15 protein-coding genes are annotated in these 18,966 nt (G+C 61.3%); 10 read left to right on the forward strand and 5 right to left on the reverse strand.

Annotated features, from left to right (window positions below; all coding sequences use genetic code 11):
* The first annotated feature begins 386 nt into the window (after nt 1-386).
* From rplJ to HMPREF2617_RS07185, 5 genes are all read left to right on the forward strand, one after another.
* Nucleotides 387-908 (forward strand): 50S ribosomal protein L10, encoded by a 522-nt coding sequence (gene rplJ / locus HMPREF2617_RS07165; RefSeq protein ID WP_070840418.1) that lies wholly within the window; start codon nt 387-389, stop codon nt 906-908.
* Between the two features lie 52 nt (nt 909-960).
* The gene (gene rplL / locus HMPREF2617_RS07170; protein WP_070422697.1) at nt 961-1,347 is read left to right on the forward strand and encodes a 50S ribosomal protein L7/L12; all 387 of its coding nucleotides are present in this window, start codon (nt 961-963) and stop codon (nt 1,345-1,347) included.
* 90 nt (nt 1,348-1,437) lie between these two features.
* Nucleotides 1,438-2,352 carry a cell envelope lipid trafficking protein PgfA gene (locus HMPREF2617_RS07175; RefSeq protein ID WP_070840419.1) on the forward strand — a complete coding sequence of 305 codons (915 nt, stop codon included), beginning with the start codon at nt 1,438-1,440 and terminating at the stop codon, nt 2,350-2,352.
* A gap of 333 nt (nt 2,353-2,685) precedes the next feature.
* Nucleotides 2,686-6,183 (forward strand): DNA-directed RNA polymerase subunit beta, encoded by a 3,498-nt coding sequence (locus HMPREF2617_RS07180; protein ID WP_070840420.1) that lies wholly within the window; start codon nt 2,686-2,688, stop codon nt 6,181-6,183.
* 86 nt (nt 6,184-6,269) lie between these two features.
* Nucleotides 6,270-10,268, forward strand: a complete 3,999-nt coding sequence (locus tag HMPREF2617_RS07185; protein ID WP_070450630.1) for a DNA-directed RNA polymerase subunit beta' — start codon at nt 6,270-6,272, stop codon at nt 10,266-10,268.
* An 89-nt stretch (nt 10,269-10,357) separates the two neighbouring features.
* Here HMPREF2617_RS07185 and HMPREF2617_RS07190 read toward each other — a convergent pair whose 3' ends face one another.
* Entirely contained in the window at nt 10,358-10,987 is a 630-nt protein-coding gene (locus HMPREF2617_RS07190) for a DUF1707 SHOCT-like domain-containing protein (protein WP_070815611.1), read from the reverse strand.
* A gap of 211 nt (nt 10,988-11,198) precedes the next feature.
* Here HMPREF2617_RS07190 and rpsL point away from each other — a divergent pair, with 211 nt between their 5' ends.
* The 5 genes from rpsL to HMPREF2617_RS07215 all read left to right on the forward strand — a co-directional run bounded on the left by rpsL (nt 11,199) and on the right by HMPREF2617_RS07215 (nt 16,656).
* Nucleotides 11,199-11,570: a 30S ribosomal protein S12 gene (gene rpsL / locus HMPREF2617_RS07195; RefSeq protein ID WP_070422702.1), complete on the forward strand. Its 372-nt coding sequence runs from the start codon at nt 11,199-11,201 to the stop codon at nt 11,568-11,570.
* A gap of 3 nt (nt 11,571-11,573) precedes the next feature.
* Nucleotides 11,574-12,041, forward strand: coding sequence for a 30S ribosomal protein S7 (rpsG, locus tag HMPREF2617_RS07200; protein ID WP_070422703.1), 468 nt, complete (start codon nt 11,574-11,576; stop codon nt 12,039-12,041).
* A 198-nt stretch (nt 12,042-12,239) separates the two neighbouring features.
* Nucleotides 12,240-14,360, forward strand: coding sequence for an elongation factor G (fusA, locus tag HMPREF2617_RS07205; RefSeq protein ID WP_070422704.1), 2,121 nt, complete (start codon nt 12,240-12,242; stop codon nt 14,358-14,360).
* A 305-nt stretch (nt 14,361-14,665) separates the two neighbouring features.
* A complete protein-coding gene (gene tuf, locus HMPREF2617_RS07210) occupies nt 14,666-15,856 on the forward strand; it encodes an elongation factor Tu (RefSeq protein ID WP_070422705.1) in 1,191 nt (396 codons plus the stop codon).
* Between the two features lie 104 nt (nt 15,857-15,960).
* Nucleotides 15,961-16,656 carry a hypothetical protein gene (locus HMPREF2617_RS07215; protein ID WP_070840421.1) on the forward strand — a complete coding sequence of 232 codons (696 nt, stop codon included), beginning with the start codon at nt 15,961-15,963 and terminating at the stop codon, nt 16,654-16,656.
* An 18-nt stretch (nt 16,657-16,674) separates the two neighbouring features.
* Here HMPREF2617_RS07215 and HMPREF2617_RS07220 read toward each other — a convergent pair whose 3' ends face one another.
* From HMPREF2617_RS07220 to HMPREF2617_RS07235, 4 genes are read right to left on the reverse strand one after another with little or no spacing between them, the layout of a single operon-like run.
* Nucleotides 16,675-17,235 (reverse strand): hypothetical protein, encoded by a 561-nt coding sequence (locus HMPREF2617_RS07220; RefSeq protein WP_070840422.1) that lies wholly within the window; start codon nt 17,233-17,235, stop codon nt 16,675-16,677.
* Nucleotides 17,232-17,873 carry an Asp23/Gls24 family envelope stress response protein gene (locus tag HMPREF2617_RS07225; protein ID WP_070450621.1) on the reverse strand — a complete coding sequence of 214 codons (642 nt, stop codon included), beginning with the start codon at nt 17,871-17,873 and terminating at the stop codon, nt 17,232-17,234. Before HMPREF2617_RS07225 ends, HMPREF2617_RS07220 begins: the two co-directional genes overlap by 4 nt.
* A complete protein-coding gene (locus HMPREF2617_RS07230; RefSeq protein WP_070840423.1) occupies nt 17,857-18,744 on the reverse strand; it encodes an Asp23/Gls24 family envelope stress response protein in 888 nt (295 codons plus the stop codon). Before HMPREF2617_RS07230 ends, HMPREF2617_RS07225 begins: the two co-directional genes overlap by 17 nt.
* The gene (locus HMPREF2617_RS07235) at nt 18,744-18,944 is read right to left on the reverse strand and encodes a hypothetical protein (RefSeq protein ID WP_070422710.1); all 201 of its coding nucleotides are present in this window, start codon (nt 18,942-18,944) and stop codon (nt 18,744-18,746) included. The genes HMPREF2617_RS07230 and HMPREF2617_RS07235 overlap by 1 nt, the downstream gene beginning before the upstream one ends.
* Between the last annotated feature and the right edge of the window lie 22 nt (nt 18,945-18,966).

The raw sequence follows: 18,966 nt of genomic DNA on the forward strand, positions 1-18,966 counted from the left end.
CCTGCACTAACACCTCGAACGAATTCATACATAAAACGCTAAACCGTCAACAGAGAAAGCGCACCTGGCCTGTGGATAACTGGGCGTGGGGTCGTCGAAAAGTAGTGGAAAAGCAATGGCTTATCCACAGGCAATTTGACCTCGCGGCGAAACCCGCTAAGATACCCAACCGAAGTTTGAGCGATCCGTAAGGGTCGCGCTCAAGTTTCACCGAAGACCGTCGGTCACTTCCGTAAGGGAGTCGAAGGTATCCCATTCCAGGGATCGACCCACGCAGGAGAAACGAGGCTGGACTTGCGTCTGCCCCGTGCCTTCTGCACGGGGCATTTTTCATTGGTGCTCCGGGCGGATTGAAGGACATGAAGTATCGGAAGGAGGCGTGTGTCATGGCAAACCCGAAGAATGTTGCGGAACTTGCAGCTCTGAAGGAGAAGTTCGCTGAGGCGGACTCCATCGTGCTGACTGAGTACCGTGGCCTGACCGTCGGCCAGCTCCAGCAGCTGCGCGGCGATATGGGCTTTGATGTCGAGTACCACGTCGCCAAGAACACTCTCATCAAGATCGCTGCTAATGAGCAGGGCATTGAGGGTCTCGACGATCTTCTCACCGGCCCGACCGCTGTTGCGTTCATCAAGGGCGACGCGGCTGTTGATGCTGCGAAGGTGATGAAGAAGTTCAACAAGGACCACGACGCGTTCGTGATCAAGGGCGGCTTCATGGACGGTAACGTCCTGGACGCTTCCCAGATCGACGCTCTGGCTGAGATGGACAACCGCGAGACCACCCTTGCGAAGATCGCTGGTGCGTTCGAGGGTTCTCTGGCAAAGGCTGCCGGCCTGTTCCAGGCTCCGGCCTCCAAGACGGCTCGTCTTGTCGCTGCGCTGCAGGACAAGCAGGAAGCCGCGTAAGCAAACTTTTACATCTGGGCTGCAGACGCCCACCTAAAGAAAGGAAGCCATCATGGCTAAGCTCACCAAGGACGAGCTCATTGAGCAGTTCAAGGAAATGACCCTCATCGAACTTTCCGAGTTCCTGAAGGAATTCGAGGAGGTCTTCGACGTGACCGCTGCTGCTCCGGTTGCAGTTGCTGCTGCTCCGGGCGCTGCTGGCGATGCTCCGGCTGCTGAGGAGAAGGACGAGTTCGACGTTGTCCTCGAGGACGCTGGCGACAAGAAGATCGGTGTCATTAAGGCTGTCCGCGAGCTCGTTCCGGGCCTGGGCCTGAAGGACGCTAAGGAAATGGTTGAGGGTACCCCGAAGGCCATCCTGGAAGGCGCTTCCAAGGACGACGCTGAGGCTGCTAAGGCTAAGCTCGAGGAGGCTGGCGCAAAGGTCACCCTCAAGTAAGAGCCTTTCGCTTTTCGACGACACCCCCGCCCACCGGTACGTTTACCGGCTGGCGGGGGTTTCGCTTGTCCTGCGCTAAGATTTCGGACCATGCTGCGTTTTTCCCGTTCCTTGGCCGCGTTGGTTGCTGGTGTGGGTATTGCGCTGGTGGTTGCTGGGATGTTGGCGCCGCGGGTGTTGTTGTCAGGGGAGCGGTTGCCGTTGGCGTTGGGGGATGCGACGTGGACGATTACGGATCCGGATGGCATGCGTGCGGGGGAGTCGGCGCCGGTGACGCGTCAGTTGCATTTGGAGGTGATGGAGCCTTCGGGAGATGAGCGGGCGGCTATTCGTGTGGGGGATTCGGTGCGAGCGGGTGAGGCTCCGGGGGATTTTGAGAATTTGGTGTCTGCGACGACGTGGTCGTATGAGTTGGATCGGGTGTCGGGTGAGGCGTTGTCGCCGGCGCAGGCGCAGGTAATTTTTGCGATGCCTGCTGCTCAGGTGGCGGTGAATGGTGTGTGGCTGAAATTCCCGTCGCCCGCGCCTGCGTCGGACGTGGACGTGTTTGATCCGGTGTTGCGTGGTTCGGCGGTGGCGCGGTTCGTCGATACGCAAGAGATCGGCGGACGCACCGTCAACCGCTACCAGCAGACGGTCGCGCCGACGAATATCGCGCAGCGCTACGCCGATCCGCGTAACACGCTCACGATCGACGGTGAACGTACGTTCTTTACTCATGCGGCGGAGCGCGAGTTGCTTGTCGACGAGCAAACGGGCGTTGTTGTGGGCATCAACGAGCGTGTCGACGACTACTATGCCGACGCCGAGGGTAACGGCGTGCAGAACGTGCTGACCTATGACGGACGTATGGACGAGGCGCAGGTCACGGAACTTGTGCAGCGGGTTGGTCAGGCGCAGCCGAAGGCGGCCAATCCGTTGTTGTGGTGGATTGTCACCGGTGTTGGCGCGGTGTTGGCCCTGGTGGGGCTGATTGGTTCGGTTATTTCGGCGCGTCGAAATTGACGAGTCTCGCGGGTGGGGTGGTAGGCTGCCCCCAGCAACTTGGACGATGACACCGGACGGCTCGGGTGTTTGAGGGTTGTAACGCGGGGGGTTGAGTGCCCGATAGGGCCCTTTACAATTTGTTAGCTTTTGTATAAGCTTGCTCGTTGCGCTGGAAGCCGTCTCCAGTACGTCATTGAAGCCTTGTGCATACGGATGAGAATTTCCTATTTGACAAGGTGATTTTGTTGTCTCTGGGGGCGGGTCTTCCGAAGCAGACCAAATGCTAACTTATCCTGCGGAAATGCCGCTGGACCGCGAAGCCAGACGCGGGCCGGTGAGCATCCGCCAGAGGTGCTGGAAGGACCCAACTTGGCAGTCTCAGACCAGACCATGAATATGGCTGAAATCCCGGGGGCTCCGGAACGTTATTCGTTCGCGAAGATTAACGAGCCCATTACCGTCCCGGGCTTGCTCGATGTGCAGCTCGAATCGTTCGCGTGGCTCGTCGGTACGTCGGAGTGGCGTGATCATGAGCAGGCGAGCCGTGGCGATGATGCACGCGTCACCTCGGGCCTTGAGGACATTCTTGAGGAGATCTCCCCGATCGAGGACTACTCGGGCAACATGAGCCTGACGTTGTCCGAGCCGCGCTTCGAAGACGTGAAGTACACGATCGACGAGTGCAAGGACAAGGACATCAACTACTCCGCGCCGCTGTATGTGACCGCGGAGTTCATTAACAACGACACGCAGGAGATTAAGTCCCAGACCGTGTTCATTGGCGATTTCCCGCTGATGACCGACAAGGGCACCTTCATTGTCAACGGCACCGAGCGTGTCGTTGTCTCCCAGCTGGTGCGTTCGCCGGGCGTGTACTTCGACGAGTCGATTGATAAGTCCACGGAGCGCCCGCTGCACTCCGTGAAGGTTATCCCGTCTCGCGGCGCTTGGCTCGAGTTCGACGTGGACAAGCGTGACACCGTTGGTGTGCGTATTGACCGTAAGCGTCGCCAGCCGGTTACCGTCCTGCTGAAGGCTCTGGGTTGGACCACGGAACAGATCACGGAGCGCTTCGGCTTCTCCGAGATCATGATGTCCACCCTGGAAAACGACGGTGTGAACAACACCGACGAGGCTCTGCTGGAGATTTACCGCAAGCAGCGTCCGGGCGAGCAGCCGACGCGTGACCTTGCGCAGTCCCTGCTGGAGAACTCGTTCTTCAAGGCGAAGCGTTACGACCTGGCTCGCGTGGGCCGTTACAAGGTCAACCGCAAGCTTGGTCTCGGCGGCGATCACGACGGTTTGATGACGCTGACCGAAGAGGACATTGCTACCACCCTCGAGTACTTGGTGCGTCTGCACGCAGGTGAGTCGGAGATGACCTCCCCGTCCGGTGAGATCATCCCGATCAACACCGACGACATCGACCACTTCGGTAATCGTCGTCTGCGCACCGTGGGTGAGCTGATCCAGAACCAGGTACGCGTTGGCCTGTCCCGTATGGAGCGCGTCGTGCGTGAACGCATGACCACCCAGGATGCGGAGTCGATTACCCCGACGTCGCTGATTAACGTGCGTCCGGTCTCCGCTGCGATCCGCGAGTTCTTCGGTACCTCGCAGCTGTCGCAGTTCATGGACCAGAACAACTCTCTGTCTGGCCTGACCCACAAGCGTCGTCTGTCTGCGCTTGGTCCGGGTGGTTTGTCGCGTGAGCGCGCCGGCATCGAGGTGCGAGACGTGCACCCGTCGCACTACGGCCGTATGTGCCCGATTGAGACCCCGGAAGGCCCGAACATTGGTCTGATTGGTGCGCTGTCCTCGTACGCGCGCGTCAACCCGTTCGGTTTCATTGAGACGCCGTACCAGAAGGTCGAAGACGGCAAGCTGACCGATCAGATTGATTACCTCACCGCCGACGAGGAGGACCGCTACGCCATTGCGCAGGCGGCCACCCCGATGGATAAGGACGGCAACCTCACCGGTGAGCGTATCGAGGTCCGCCTCAAGGACGGCGACATCGGCGTCGTCGGCCCGAAGGGCGTTGACTACCTGGATATTTCCCCGCGTCAGATGGTGTCCGTGGCTACGGCGATGATTCCGTTCCTCGAGCACGACGATGCGAACCGTGCCCTCATGGGTGCGAACATGCAGAAGCAGGCTGTGCCGCTGCTGCGCGCCGAGTCCGCATACGTGGCTACCGGTATGGAGCAGCGTGCTGCATACGACGCTGGCGATACCGTCATTTCCAAGAAGGCCGGCGTGATTGAGAACGTCACGGGCGACTACATCACCGTCATGGATGATGAGGGTGGCCGCGACACCTACATGCTGCGCACCTTCGAGCGTACGAACCAGGGCACCTGCTACAACCAGACCCCGATCGTGAGCGCGGGCGACCGCGTTGAGGCCGGTCAGGTTATCGCTGACGGCCCGGGCACCAAGGACGGCGAGATGGCTCTCGGCCGTAACCTGCTGGTTGCGTTCATGCCGTGGGAAGGCCACAACTACGAGGACGCCATCATCCTCAACCAGCGCGTGGTGGAGGAGGACATCCTCACCTCCGTGCACATCGAGGAGCACGAGATTGATGCCCGCGACACCAAGCTCGGTGCCGAGGAGATCACTCGTGAGATCCCGAACGTGTCCGAGGATGTGCTGAAGGATCTGGACGAGCGCGGCATCATCCGTATCGGTGCTGACGTGCGTGACGGCGACATCCTCGTCGGTAAGGTCACCCCGAAGGGTGAGACCGAGCTGACCCCGGAGGAGCGTCTGCTGCGCGCCATCTTCGGTGAGAAGGCCCGCGAGGTCCGCGACACCTCCCTGAAGGTGCCGCACGGCGAGCAGGGCAAGGTCATTGCTGTGCGTCGCTTCTCCCGTGACGATGACGACGATCTGTCCCCGGGCGTGAACGAGATGATCCGCGTGTACGTGGCTCAGAAGCGCAAGATCCAGGACGGTGACAAGATGGCTGGCCGCCACGGCAACAAGGGTGTCGTGGGCAAGATCCTGCCGCAGGAGGACATGCCGTTCATGGCTGACGGCACCCCGGTGGACATCATCCTGAACACCCACGGTGTGCCGCGTCGTATGAACATCGGCCAGGTGCTCGAGGTCCACTTGGGCTGGCTGGCGAAGGCCGGCTGGACGGTGAACCCGGACGATCCGTCGAACGCCAAGTTGCTGGAGACCCTGCCGGAGCACCTGTACGACGTTCCGCCGGAGTCGCTGACCGCAACCCCGGTGTTCGACGGTGCGACCAACGACGAGATCGCAGGCCTGCTTGCTAACTCCAAGCCGAACCGCGACGGCGACGTCATGGTGGACGGCGACGGTAAGACCGTCCTGTTTGACGGCCGTTCCGGTGAGCCGTACAAGTACCCGATTTCGGTCGGCTACATGTACATGCTGAAGCTGCACCACCTGGTGGACGAGAAGATTCACGCTCGTTCCACTGGTCCGTACTCGATGATTACGCAGCAGCCGCTGGGCGGTAAGGCTCAGTTCGGTGGCCAGCGTTTCGGCGAGATGGAGGTGTGGGCAATGCAGGCTTACGGCGCTGCCTACACGCTGCAGGAGCTGCTGACCATTAAGTCGGATGACGTGGTCGGCCGTGTGAAGGTTTACGAGGCGATTGTCAAGGGCGACAACATCCCGGATCCGGGTATTCCGGAGTCCTTCAAGGTGTTGCTCAAGGAGTTGCAGTCCCTGTGCTTGAACGTGGAGGTTCTCTCTACTGATGGCACGCCGATGGAGCTCGACGGCGATGACGACGAGTTTGATCAGGCTGGCTCCTCGCTCGGCATTAACCTGTCCCGCGACGAGGGTGCAGCGGCGGATACCGCTTAGGCGCCAGGTGGTCGTCGTAAAGCAATTGCTTGTCGACGATCAAACGAACGCAATAGCCAACCACTTAAAAGAAAAGGAATTTTTACGTGTTTGACGTAAACCTCTTCGATGAGCTTCGCATCGGCCTGGCCACCGCCGACGATATTCGCCGTTGGTCCCACGGCGAGGTGAAGAAGCCTGAAACCATTAACTACCGCACGCTCAAGCCGGAAAAGGACGGCCTGTTCTGCGAGCGCATCTTCGGTCCGACCCGTGACTGGGAGTGTGCCTGCGGTAAGTACAAGCGTGTCCGCTACAAGGGCATCATCTGCGAGCGCTGCGGCGTCGAGGTGACCAAGTCCAAGGTGCGCCGTGAGCGCATGGGCCACATTGAGCTGGCTGCTCCGGTGACGCACATCTGGTACTTCAAGGGTGTGCCGTCCCGTCTGGGCTACCTGCTCGACCTGGCGCCGAAGGACCTTGAGCGCATTATTTACTTCGCGGCGAACATCATCACCTCTGTTGATGACGAGGCTCGCCACAACGACATGTCCACCCTCGAGGCGGAGATGTTGATGGAGAAGAAGGATGTCGAGGACGACACCAACTCCGAGATCGCCGACCGTGCGCAGAAGCTGGAGGAGGACCTCGCTGAGCTCGAGGCTTCCGGCGCAACCGCTGCTGCTCGCAAGAAGGTGCAGAACGCTGCCGATAAGGAGATGCAGCACCTGCGCGAGGCTGGCGAGCGCGAGGTTGAGCGCCTCGACGAGATCTGGACCACCTTCCAGAAGCTCGCTCCGAAGCAGATGATTATCGACGAAAACCTCTACGAGGAACTCGTCGACCGTTACGAGGATTACTTCACCGGCGGCATGGGCGCCGAGGCAATCCAGACCCTGATCCGCAACTTCGACCTCGACGCCGAGGCTGAGGAGCTGCGTGGCATCATCGCCGAGGGCAAGGGCCAGAAGAAGGTCCGCGCCCTGAAGCGTCTGCGCGTTGTCGCTGCGTTCCAGCGCTCGGGCAACGACCCGGCCGGCATGATCCTCGACGCCATTCCGGTGATCCCGCCGGAGCTGCGTCCGATGGTCCAGCTCGACGGTGGCCGTTTTGCCACCTCTGACCTGAACGACCTGTACCGCCGCGTGATCAACCGCAACAACCGTTTGAAGCGCATGATCGACCTGGGTGCACCAGAGATCATCGTGAACAACGAGAAGCGCATGCTGCAGGAGTCCGTTGACGCCCTGTTCGACAACGGTCGTCGTGGCCGTCCGGTCACCGGCCCGGGCACCCGTCCGCTGAAGTCCCTGTCTGATCTGCTCAAGGGCAAGCAGGGCCGCTTCCGCCAGAACCTGCTGGGTAAGCGTGTGGACTACTCCGGCCGTTCCGTGATTATCGTCGGCCCGCAGCTGAAGCTGCACGAGTGTGGTCTGCCGAAGCGTATGGCGCTTGAGCTGTTTAAGCCGTTCGTGATGAAGCGCCTTGTCGATAATGACTACGCGCAGAACATCAAGTCCGCCAAGCGCATGGTGGAGCGTCAGCGCCCTGAGGTGTGGGACGTCCTCGAAGAGGCGATTTCCGAGCACCCAGTGCTGCTCAACCGTGCACCGACCCTGCACCGTCTGGGTATCCAGGCGTTCGAGCCGAAGCTGGTCGAGGGTAAGGCAATTCAGCTGCACCCGCTGGCCTGTGAAGCATTCAACGCCGACTTCGACGGTGACCAGATGGCAGTCCACCTGCCGCTGTCCGCAGAGGCGCAGGCTGAGGCCCGCATCCTGATGCTGTCCTCCAACAACATCCTGTCCCCGGCGTCCGGCAAGCCGCTGGCAATGCCGCGCCTGGACATGGTGACCGGCCTGTACTTCCTGACCATGCTCAAGGGCCCGCAGGAGATCGGCGGCGAGGGCGCATACGCACCTGCCGACGAAAACGGCCCGGAGCGCGGCGTCTACTCGTCCTACCGCGAGGCCATCATGGCCTACGACCTGGGCGTGCTTGGCCTGCAGGCACCGATCAAGGTGCGCATCGATCACCTGCGTCCGACGGAGGAGATCGAGGCAGAGCAGTTCCCGGATGGTTGGACGAAGGGTCAGCCGTGGATGATGGAGACCACCCTTGGTCGCATCATGTTCAACGAGCTCATGCCGTTTAACTTCCCGTACCAGGAAGGCGCCATGGTCCGTAAGGGCGGTGGCGGCGGCAAGGTGCTGCTCGGCGACATCATCCAGTCCATGGTTGAGCAGTACCCGATGATCACCGTCGCTCAGGTGCTGGACAAGATGAAGGACGCTGGCTTCTACTGGTCCACCCGTTCCGGCGTCACCATCTCCATGTCCGACGTGCTGATTCTCCCGAACAAGAACGAAGTCCTCGAGCAGTACGAGAAGGAAGCCGAGGCCATCGAGCGCAAGTTCTGGGAGAAGGGCGCGCTTACGGAGGAGAACCGTTACGACCGTCTGGTCGAGCTGTGGCAGGATGCCACCAACAAGGTTGGTCAGGCCGTCGAGGACCTGTACCCGGACGACAACCCGATTCCGATGATCGTGAAGTCCGGTGCTGCAGGTAACATGCGTCAGATCTGGACCCTGGCCGGCATGAAGGGCATGGTCGTGAACTCGCGTGGTGAGTACATCACGCGCCCGATCAAGACCTCTTTCCGCGAAGGCCTGTCCGTGATGGAGTACTTCAACAACTCCCACGGTTCCCGTAAGGGTCTTGCCGATACCGCTCTGCGTACCGCTGACTCGGGCTACCTCACCCGTCGTCTGGTGGACGTGGCGCAGGACGTCATCGTCCGCGAGGAGGACTGTGGCACCCGTCAGGGCGTCAAGGTTCCTGTTGCCGTGGAAAACGCTGGCGTTTTCCACCGCCACGACCTGGTCGAGACCTCTGTCTCCGGCCGCGTTCTGGCTGCGGATGCCACCGACGCTGATGGCAAGGTCATCGCCGAGGCTGGTACCGAGTTGAGCGAGCAGCGTATCGACGACCTCGTGGCCGCCGGCATCACCGAGGTCAAGGTTCGCTCCGTGCTGACCTGCCAGACCCCGACCGGTGTCTGCGCGAAGTGCTACGGCAAGTCCATGGCCTCCGGTCACCTCGTCGACATCGGCGAAGCCGTCGGCATCGTGGCTGCACAGTCCATTGGTGAGCCGGGTACTCAGCTGACCATGCGTACCTTCCACCAGGGTGGTGTCGGTGGCGACATTACCGGTGGTCTGCCGCGTGTCCAGGAGCTCTTCGAGGCCCGCGTTCCGAAGAACCGCGCCCCGATCGCTTCCGTGGCCGGCACGATCTCGCTCGAGGACGAGGGCAACTTCTGGACGCTGACCATCCACCCGGATGACGGTTCCGACGTGGTGGTCTACGAGAAGCTGTCCAAGCGCCAGGGCCTGGCCCAGGTTCGCCGCCCGATGGAGTCCAACCCGGACGCCATGATCGAGCGTGGCCTGCGCGAGGGTGACCACGTCGAGGTGGGCGAGCGCCTGCTTCGCGGTGCTGCTGACCCGCACGACGTGCTCGAGGTTCTCGGCCGTCGCGGTGTGGAGAAGCACCTTATCGACGAGGTCCAGGCCGTGTACCGCACCCAGGGTGTGTCCATTCACGACAAGCACATCGAGATCATCATCCGCCAGATGCTGCGTCGCGGCACCGTGATCGACTCGGGTACCACCGAGTTCCTCCCGGGCACGCTCGTGGACCTGTCGGAGGCACGCCAGGTCAACGCCGCTGCTGTGGCAGACGGTGGCGAGCCGGCCGAGATGCGCTCCGAGATCATGGGCATCACCAAGGCGTCGCTGGCTACCGAGTCCTGGCTGTCGGCTGCTTCCTTCCAGGAGACCACCCGTGTGCTCACGGACGCTGCGATTAACAAGCGTTCCGACAAGCTCATCGGCCTGAAGGAGAACGTGATCATCGGTAAGTTGATCCCGGCTGGTACCGGTATCTCCCGCTACCGCAACATCCAGGTCAAGCCGACCGAGGCGGCACGCTCCGCGGCGTACGCCATCCCGACCTTCGGCGATTCCATCTACGGCGACGAAGGCTACGGCGAATTCACCGGCGCTTCGGTGCCGATGGAAGAGTTCGGCTACGAGGAGCTCTAAAGGCAGCCCCAGCATTCTGGCTTAGCTAGGTCTGCTTCAAAGCCCGGCATCCCCGCTGAGGGGAGGCCGGGCTTTTTGTTGTGCTGATACTAAATGTGAGCACCACGGGCTGCGCGCACGATTCCTACGCCACCCATGAGTGCGAGCCCGCGAACATGGATGACCGGAGCATCGGCGGGAATCTCAGCGAGAGAAAACCTGCACGACGAGTGGGTTTCCACCCCGAAACCACCCATGATTCCAATTCCTGCATCGACGACTCGGACATCGTCTGGCACGATGATCTCGATGCCACCCATGATGGCGAATGCGTTGATCTCGGTCTCGTGAGAACTCAACCTCGCCTCGCGCAGATCGATTGAGCTTCCGCCCATCACGGTGAAGGAGGTGTGCGTCGGAGCTACCAACCAGTCGCCGCCTCGCTCGCTGCCTCCCATGACTGCAAGGCTGAAGCCGGAGCCGCCGGATTCGCCGGTGACGTAGTTCCTCACTCCTGAAGGGCGCTGGGCCGGAGGATGGGGTTGGGCGGTGACGGGGGAGAGATCGTCGATAAGCGCAGGAAGCTCATCGACAAAGGTTGCCTCGTAGAGCATGCGGGAGCGCTCGTCGAACTCGTTGACGGTGAGCTGTCCATCGACGAATGCATCGTGAAGGAAGGCGGCGGCACGGTCGCGTTCCGCGCTGCTCAGTCGCTTACGGGGGAGGTTCGCATCGCTCATGCCACGAAAGCTAGCACGGATTTGCCGTCATGCCTTGGCGTGTTGTAAATTATCTGAGGTTTCGCCCGTGTGAATCGGTGCGAAGTTAAACGAACTCCATGCGACTCGTTCACTAGGTAGTTCATGCAAACGGCAGGGCCCCGGAAGAAGAGCCCCTATTTTTGCATGTATGGCCATGTGTGAGCGGGACGCGCGAACAGAAAGGGCTTGAATGCCTACTATTCAGCAGCTGGTCCGCAAGGGCCGCCACTCCAAGAGCGCGAAGGTGGCTACTGCTGCGCTGAAGGGCTCCCCGCAGCGCCGCGGCGTGTGCACCCGCGTGTACACCACCACCCCGAAGAAGCCGAACTCTGCACTGCGTAAGGTCGCCCGTGTGCGCCTGACCTCCGGTGTCGAGGTTTCCGCTTACATTCCGGGCGAGGGCCACAACCTGCAGGAGCACTCCATGGTGCTCGTGCGCGGCGGCCGTGTGAAGGACCTCCCGGGTGTGCGCTACAAGATCGTTCGTGGCGCCCTCGATACCCAGGCAGTGAAGGACCGTAAGCAAGCACGTTCCCGCTACGGCGCGAAGAAGGGACAGTAATCAATGCGTAAGCAGCAAGCACCGAAGCGTCCCATCGTTAAGGATCCGGTATACGAGTCCGAGCTGGTCACCCAGCTTGTGAACAAGATCCTGCAGGACGGCAAGAAGTCCACCGCCGAGCGCATCGTCTACGGCGCACTCGAGATCTGCCGCGAGAAGACCGGCACCGATCCGGTGGGCACCCTGGAAAAGGCTATCGGCAACGTTCGCCCGGACCTCGAGGTTCGCTCCCGCCGTGTTGGTGGCGCAACCTACCAGGTCCCGGTTGACGTCAAGCCGGAGCGCTCCACCACTCTCGCCCTGCGTTGGCTGGTCACCTTTACCCGCCAGCGTCGTGAGAACTCGATGATCGAGCGTCTCGCCAACGAGATCCTGGATGCTTCCAACGGTCTCGGCGCATCCGTGAAGCGTCGCGAGGATGTCCACAAGATGGCAGAGGCCAACCGCGCCTTCGCCCACTACCGCTGGTAAGAGCTGGAAGCGAGATGATCGTCGGCAGACCCCGAAACTGCATATGTGTCCCCTCGTGGGGCCCGCGTTTTCGGGGTTTTCGTCGATAAGCACAAGCTCGCGCTGCCATTTGAGCAACAAAGTGGCAGAATTGACTAACGACAACTAACCGACAAAGACGCTTCACCGCGTCGACGACATTAAGTTGGGGTAACAAACGTGGCACAAGAAGTGCTTAAGGACCTGCACAAGGTCCGCAACATCGGCATCATGGCCCACATTGACGCCGGTAAGACCACCACCACCGAGCGCATCCTGTTCTACACGGGCATCAACCGCAAGGTCGGCGAAACCCACGACGGTGGCGCAACCACCGACTGGATGGATCAGGAGAAAGAGCGCGGCATCACCATTACGTCCGCAGCTGTGACCTGTTTCTGGAACAACAACCAGATCAACATCATTGACACCCCGGGTCACGTGGACTTCACCGTTGAGGTGGAGCGCTCCCTGCGCGTGCTCGATGGTGCTGTCGCCGTGTTCGACGGCAAGGAAGGCGTTGAGCCGCAGTCCGAGCAGGTGTGGCGTCAGGCTGCGAAGTACGACGTACCGCGTATCTGCTTCGTCAACAAGATGGACAAGCTGGGTGCAGACTTCTTCTACACCGTCGGCACCATTGTCGACCGCCTCGGCGCTAAGCCGTTGGTAATGCAGATTCCGATCGGCGCTGAGGACGACTTCGACGGCGTCGTCGATCTGCTCGAGATGAAGGCTCTGCAGTGGCCGGGCAAGGTTGAGACCGGCACGCCGCCTCAGATCACCGAGATCCCGGAGGACCTCAAGGAGCTCGCAGAAGAGTACCGCGAGAAGCTTCTCGAGACCGTTGCCGAGTCCGACGAAGAGCTCATGGAGAAGTACTTCGGTGGCGAAGAACTCACCATCGAGGAAATCAAGGGCGCCATCCGCAAGCTCACCGTGAACTCCGAGATCTACCCGGTGTTCTGCGGTACCGCATACCGCAACAAGGGCATCGAGCCGATCCTCGACGCTGTTGTTGACTACCTGCCGAGCCCGCTGGACATCGGCGAGGTGCGTGGCACCTCCGTCGACGGCTCCGAGGAACTCTTCCGTAAGCCGTCCGTCGAAGAGCCGTTCTCCGCACTGGCCTTCAAGATCGCCGTGCACCCGTTCTTCGGCAAGCTCACCTACGTGCGCGTCTACTCCGGCCAGGCTATTCCGGGCGAGCAGATGCTCAACTCCACGAAGTCCAAGAAGGAGCGCGTGGGCAAGCTCTTCCAGATGCACGCGAACAAGGAGAACCCGGTCGAGCACGCAGACGCCGGCAACATCTACGCGTTCATCGGCCTGAAGGAAACTACGACCGGCGACACCCTGTGCAACCCGGATCACCCGATCATCCTCGAGTCCATGGACTTCCCGGACCCGGTTATCCAGGTGGCCATCGAGCCGAAGACCAAAGCTGACCAGGAGAAGCTCGGTACCGCTATTCAGAAGCTTGCTGAAGAGGACCCGACCTTCACCGTCCAGCTCGACGAAGAGACCGGCCAGACCGTCATCGGCGGCATGGGCGAGCTCCACCTCGACGTGCTGGTGGACCGCATGAAGCGCGAGTTCAAGGTTGAGGCAAACATCGGTTCCCCGCAGGTTGCTTACCGCGAGACCATTCGCAAGAAGGTCGAGTCCCTCGACTTCACCCACAAGAAGCAGACCGGTGGTTCGGGCCAGTTCGCAAAGGTCATCGTCACCATCGAGCCGTACAACCCGGATCCGGAGACCCTGGAAGAGGGCGAGTCCGCAACCTACAAGTTCGAGAACGCCGTCACCGGTGGTCGCGTGCCGAAGGAATACATCCCGTCCGTCGACGCTGGTATCCAGGACGCAATGCAGTACGGCTACCTCGCTGGCTACCCGCTGGTGAACATCAAGGCCACCCTCGAGGACGGCGCTTACCACGACGTCGACTCTTCGGAAATGGCGTTTAAGATCGCTGGCTCCCAGGTCCTCAAGGAAGCTGTTGCTAAGGCGAAGCCGGTTCTGCTTGAGCCGGTCATGGCTGTTGAGGTCGTGACCCCGGAGGAGTACATGGGCACCGTTAACGGTGACATCAGCTCCCGCCGTGGCCAGGTCTACGCCATGGAAGATCGCTCCGGCGCAAAGGTCGTCCGTGCGAAGGTGCCGCTGTCCGAGATGTTCGGCTACATCGGCGACCTGCGTTCCTCGACCGCTGGCCGTGCGAACTTCACCATGGTGTTCGACTCCTACGCTGAGGTTCCGCAGAGCGTCGCGCAGGAGATCATCGAGAAGCGCAACGGCAACTAAGCCGCCCTCTCCCGCCAGCTGCGTGCCAGCAGCTGGCGTACAAGGGAGAACCCCTAGCGGGGTAGCGGTCGCGCTGAGGCAACGCAACAACGGGCGTTGTCTGAGCCGGCCGTTACCCTCTAGGTTGGTCCGGGGAATCGGATCGGCCAGTTTGAAAAACGGCCTTTTTGAACCTAGGATCTTGTAACTGGCACATTGTGAAATGGCTCCCGTCGCTATATCCGTTTTGGGCTGTAGCGGTTGGGCGTAAGCAAACCACGTGGCTGCGAAGGTCGTAGCCACCATGAAGTCCAGGAGGACAATCAGTGGCAAAGGAAAAGTTCGAGCGCACTAAGCCGCACGTGAACATCGGCACCATTGGTCACGTCGACCACGGCAAGACCACCACCACCGCTGCGATCACCAAGGTACTGGCAGACCAGTACCCGGAGGAGAACAAGGCCTTCGACTACGCGATGATCGATAAGGCTCCGGAGGAGCGCGAGCGCGGCATTACCATCAACATCTCCCACGTGGAGTACAACACCCCGAAGCGTCACTACGCACACGTTGACGCCCCGGGCCACGCCGACTACATCAAGAACATGATTACCGGCGCTGCTCAGATGGACGGCGCAATCCTCGTGGTTGCTGCTACCGACGGCCCGATGCCGCAGACCCGTGAGCACGTTCTGCTCGCTCGCCAGGTTGGCGTTCCGTACATCCTCGTTGCACTGAACAAGTGCGACATGGTCGACGACGAAGAGATCATCGAGCTCGTCGAGATGGAGGTTCGCGAGCTGCTGGCTGAGCAGGACTACGACGAGGAAGCACCGATCGTCCACATCTCCGCTCTCAAGGCTCTCGAGGGCGATGAGAAGTGGGTTCAGTCCATCGTCGACCTCATGCAGGCTTGCGATGACTCCATCCCGGATCCGGAGCGCGAGACCGACAAGCCGTTCCTGATGCCGATCGAGGACATCTTCACCATTTCCGGCCGCGGCACCGTGGTTACCGGTCGTGTGGAGCGTGGCGTCCTCAACCTCAACGACGAGGTCGAGATCATCGGTATCCGCGAGAAGTCCCAGAAGACCACCGTCACCTCCATCGAGATGTTCAACAAGCTTCTCGACACCGCTGAGGCTGGCGACAACGCTGCACTGCTGCTGCGTGGTCTGAAGCGCGAGGACGTCGAGCGCGGCCAGGTCATCATCAAGCCGGGCGCTTACACCCCGCACACCAAGTTCGAGGGCTCCGTCTACGTGCTGTCCAAGGACGAGGGCGGCCGTCACACCCCGTTCTTCGACAACTACCGTCCGCAGTTCTACTTCCGCACCACCGACGTGACCGGTGTTGTGAAGCTGCCGGAGGGCACCGAGATGGTTATGCCGGGCGACAACGTCGACATGACCGTCGAGCTCATCCAGCCGGTCGCTATGGACGAGGGTCTGCGCTTCGCTATCCGCGAGGGCTCCCGCACCGTCGGCGCTGGCCGCGTTACCAAGATCCTCGACTAATTCGAGTCGATCTGACGTAACCGTCGGATAAACGCCAAGGCCGCCTCTCCCGTTTGGGAGGGGCGGCCTTTTGCATGCCCTGAGGGGGGTTTATGGTCTGAGGTGTGCAGGACCCAACACGTATCCCGAAGATTCTGGCCGCGCTTCAAGAGGTTTGGGAGGGGCAACCAGATTTGAGCCTCGGCCAATTATTTGGGGTATTGGGCAATCGTGGGCTGGGGTGGGACTCAACTGACGCAGAGGCGCTCGCAGTTCTTCAGCAGGTCTCTCAGGAGCATCCTTCGCTTGTCGACGACACCTCCGCCCCCATCACCTTCACCACCGTCGAGCCGCACCTGCAGGTCACGTTGGTGGACGGAAATGTGGTGGTGCGTAGCGCGGCGCACCCAGGGCGAATGCCGTCGGTGTGGCGGTATGCGTCGATGCGACGTACCGGTCCGGGGTTACCTCTCGTGGTAGCTGATGTGGAGGGGGTGGAACATCGGCTGGGGATTGTCCGTCATTTGAAGCTTTTTACGCCGGGGGAGAGTCGCTCGTTGGCGGGATTGCTGCAAAATAGCGTAGGAGCGAACCGGTGGTTGGTGGCGCTGGAAGATGGAGCACGGGCTGTGGTCGGCAGCCGGATCCGTCGTTGGGTACAGGCGCGTCGTGGTGTTGACGTGGATACCTTCGCCTGGGCACGCATTCTTCAATGCGAGGCGGGGGCGGACATGACAATCGCCCCAGCCTGCGGCGGGGAGCCGGTGGTGCTGGGGCGAGTTACCGCGGTGTTGCCGCTGGAAGTTCAGGAGGAAGCCTAGACAGCCGCGAAGCCGCGTTTAGGCGGAGATCCTATCGAATTGCAGCTTCCATACGGTATCGATGTCCATGGTGTGGCTTGCGAGCCGGAAATCGTCGTCTGCGGCCTCGATAGCGCGGATGGCGCTTTCCAACGGGTAGTTCGGGTTCGCGGTGACGGTGAACGTGACGGTCGGGCGTTGGCCGACCATAGCGACGCGGCTGTCGGCGCGTTGGACTTCGTCGAGACGCTGGATGGTGTTGCAGGCTGCCTCGGCGACGCGCTGAACGTTGATTACCGTGTCACCGTGCGCGGCATCGGCTGGCACGATGCTGCCGTTGGAGAACGCGCGGGAGCGTAGATTTGCAAGCAAGATCCACAATCCCAACACGGCCAGGACAATAGCGGCGGCGATAAGCGCCTTGGTATACCAGTCCTCGTAGGCGAGGTACGTCACGCGGCTGCGGTCGATGTCGCGGAGGAAATCGCTCAGGTACGGGATTTCCCAGTACTCCGCAATGGGGAATAGGGCCACAACGACCATCAACAGGCCGAGCAGGAACGTGACCAGACGGTTGAAGAAGCTCAATGTTTTGGTCATCGGTGCACCTCCGGGGGACGGACGTCGGACACTTCGGGCGTCGACTGCGTCGTGGTGGCGACTTGTGCCTGAGGCGTTTCCTTAGGCAACACCTTCACGGACACCGCAGGAGGCGCGGCGAGGCTCTTGAGCTCGCTGTTGAGCGATCGCGTGATGCGTTCTTGCATTGCGGGGCCGGAGCCGTCGTCGACAACCTGTACCTTGACCGACTTGCGGGTCGCCTTGGAGCGTACTTGCTCGCCACCGAGGTCGCTGTGAACCGTGTTGGTGGACTTTCGTGCCACATCGACGGGACGGGTCCAGATAGACACTGGGGAGTTCACTCGGACAAACCGGTGCGGGCGGGGTTTGAGCGCAACCACGATGAGCACAAGGCCGACCAAGGCCAGCAGGCACGCAATGATGACGGCGGGGATCTCTGTGGTGAACGAGCCGAGGAACTCAAACGCGCGACCAAACCAGGACTGCTCGGGTGATTCCGACTCGTAGGTGTAGTACCAGAGGTCACGCGCGCCGACACCCGCTAAAGCGATGAGGAGCAGGCTGATGAGGACTGCGATCCAGCGCGATGCAGGGGTGCCTAGCGGTTCGTCGCCGGGGTGTGGCCCGACTGGGCGGGCGCTAGTTGGTTCGGTCATAGTACTTCACCACCGGTTCTATCGTGATCTGCTGAAGTGGCTTCGGCTGTGGGGCCTGTGGGATGACCACGGGCTTCGGAGCCGGGCCGCGCGGGCTTGTTGGGCGCGCACTGGGCTGGATTGTCACCGGCTTGAGCGGCTGCCTATCTACGGTGATATCGCGCAACGGTCGCTGCCACGGCACCTCAACCGGCCGCATGTGCCCGAACGCCTTGACAGCGATCGGGGCGAGGGGCTGCAACGCTGGCAGCGACGGGGCGCGCAGAGCCACGGGCATAGGCGTCTCTGGGGCGAACGGCTCGAGTGGCTCGGGCACGTCAACGCCAGAAACGGTGACCGGTTGGGGCTGCTTCGGGGTTCGAACGCTTGGGGGAGTTGGTGTGGTGACGGCACGCATGTCGTCGACAAGCGATCGCGCTTCGATCGGCGCCAGTTCCTCGCGCTCGCTGGTAACGGGGTGCGTGATCTCGGTAGGAGAAACCTGGATGGGCTCTGGGATGATGAAAGCATCGTGGGTCGCAACATCGTCCCAGGTCACACGGGAACCATCGTCGATCGATTCGACGTTGGCAACGGTGACGTTGACGCGGGAGACATCCATCCCTGTGAGGGTGCGGATGTGGGCGATGATGGTGGCGCGCACAGCGTCCGTAATCGCCGCGACGGGCGCGGGATAGGACGTGGCAATCTCGGCATCGATGGCGACAAGGCCCGTCGTGCGGTCGATGTGTGCCTCGATGCGCGGAAGGCTGCGGCCCGCCAGGCCCGCCAATTTCGCGTCGATGTTGCGGGATCCCGGCACTGTTGAGGCCGCCACTTCCGCCACGCGCTCGATGGTGCGTTCGCTGACGTGGTAGAAGGAAGTGTCCATTAGCTATTGCTCCGGCCGGTTCCGTTGCCGATGATGCTGGCTAGGTCGAGGCGGCCGTCGAGTTGGGCGCCTACTACGCCGCCGAGGATGGTAAACAGCAGCAGCCAGAGTAGGCCGGCCCAGCCACCGAATGTGACGAAGAAGGCAACGATGACGCCGATGATGACGCCGGTCAGTGCCTTGTTGGCAAAGAGATTCATTGTTAAACCACGTTTCGGGTTG

It is taken from the genome of Corynebacterium sp. HMSC070H05, from assembly GCF_001837615.1.
Lineage (GTDB): Bacteria > Actinomycetota > Actinomycetes > Mycobacteriales > Mycobacteriaceae > Corynebacterium > Corynebacterium coyleae.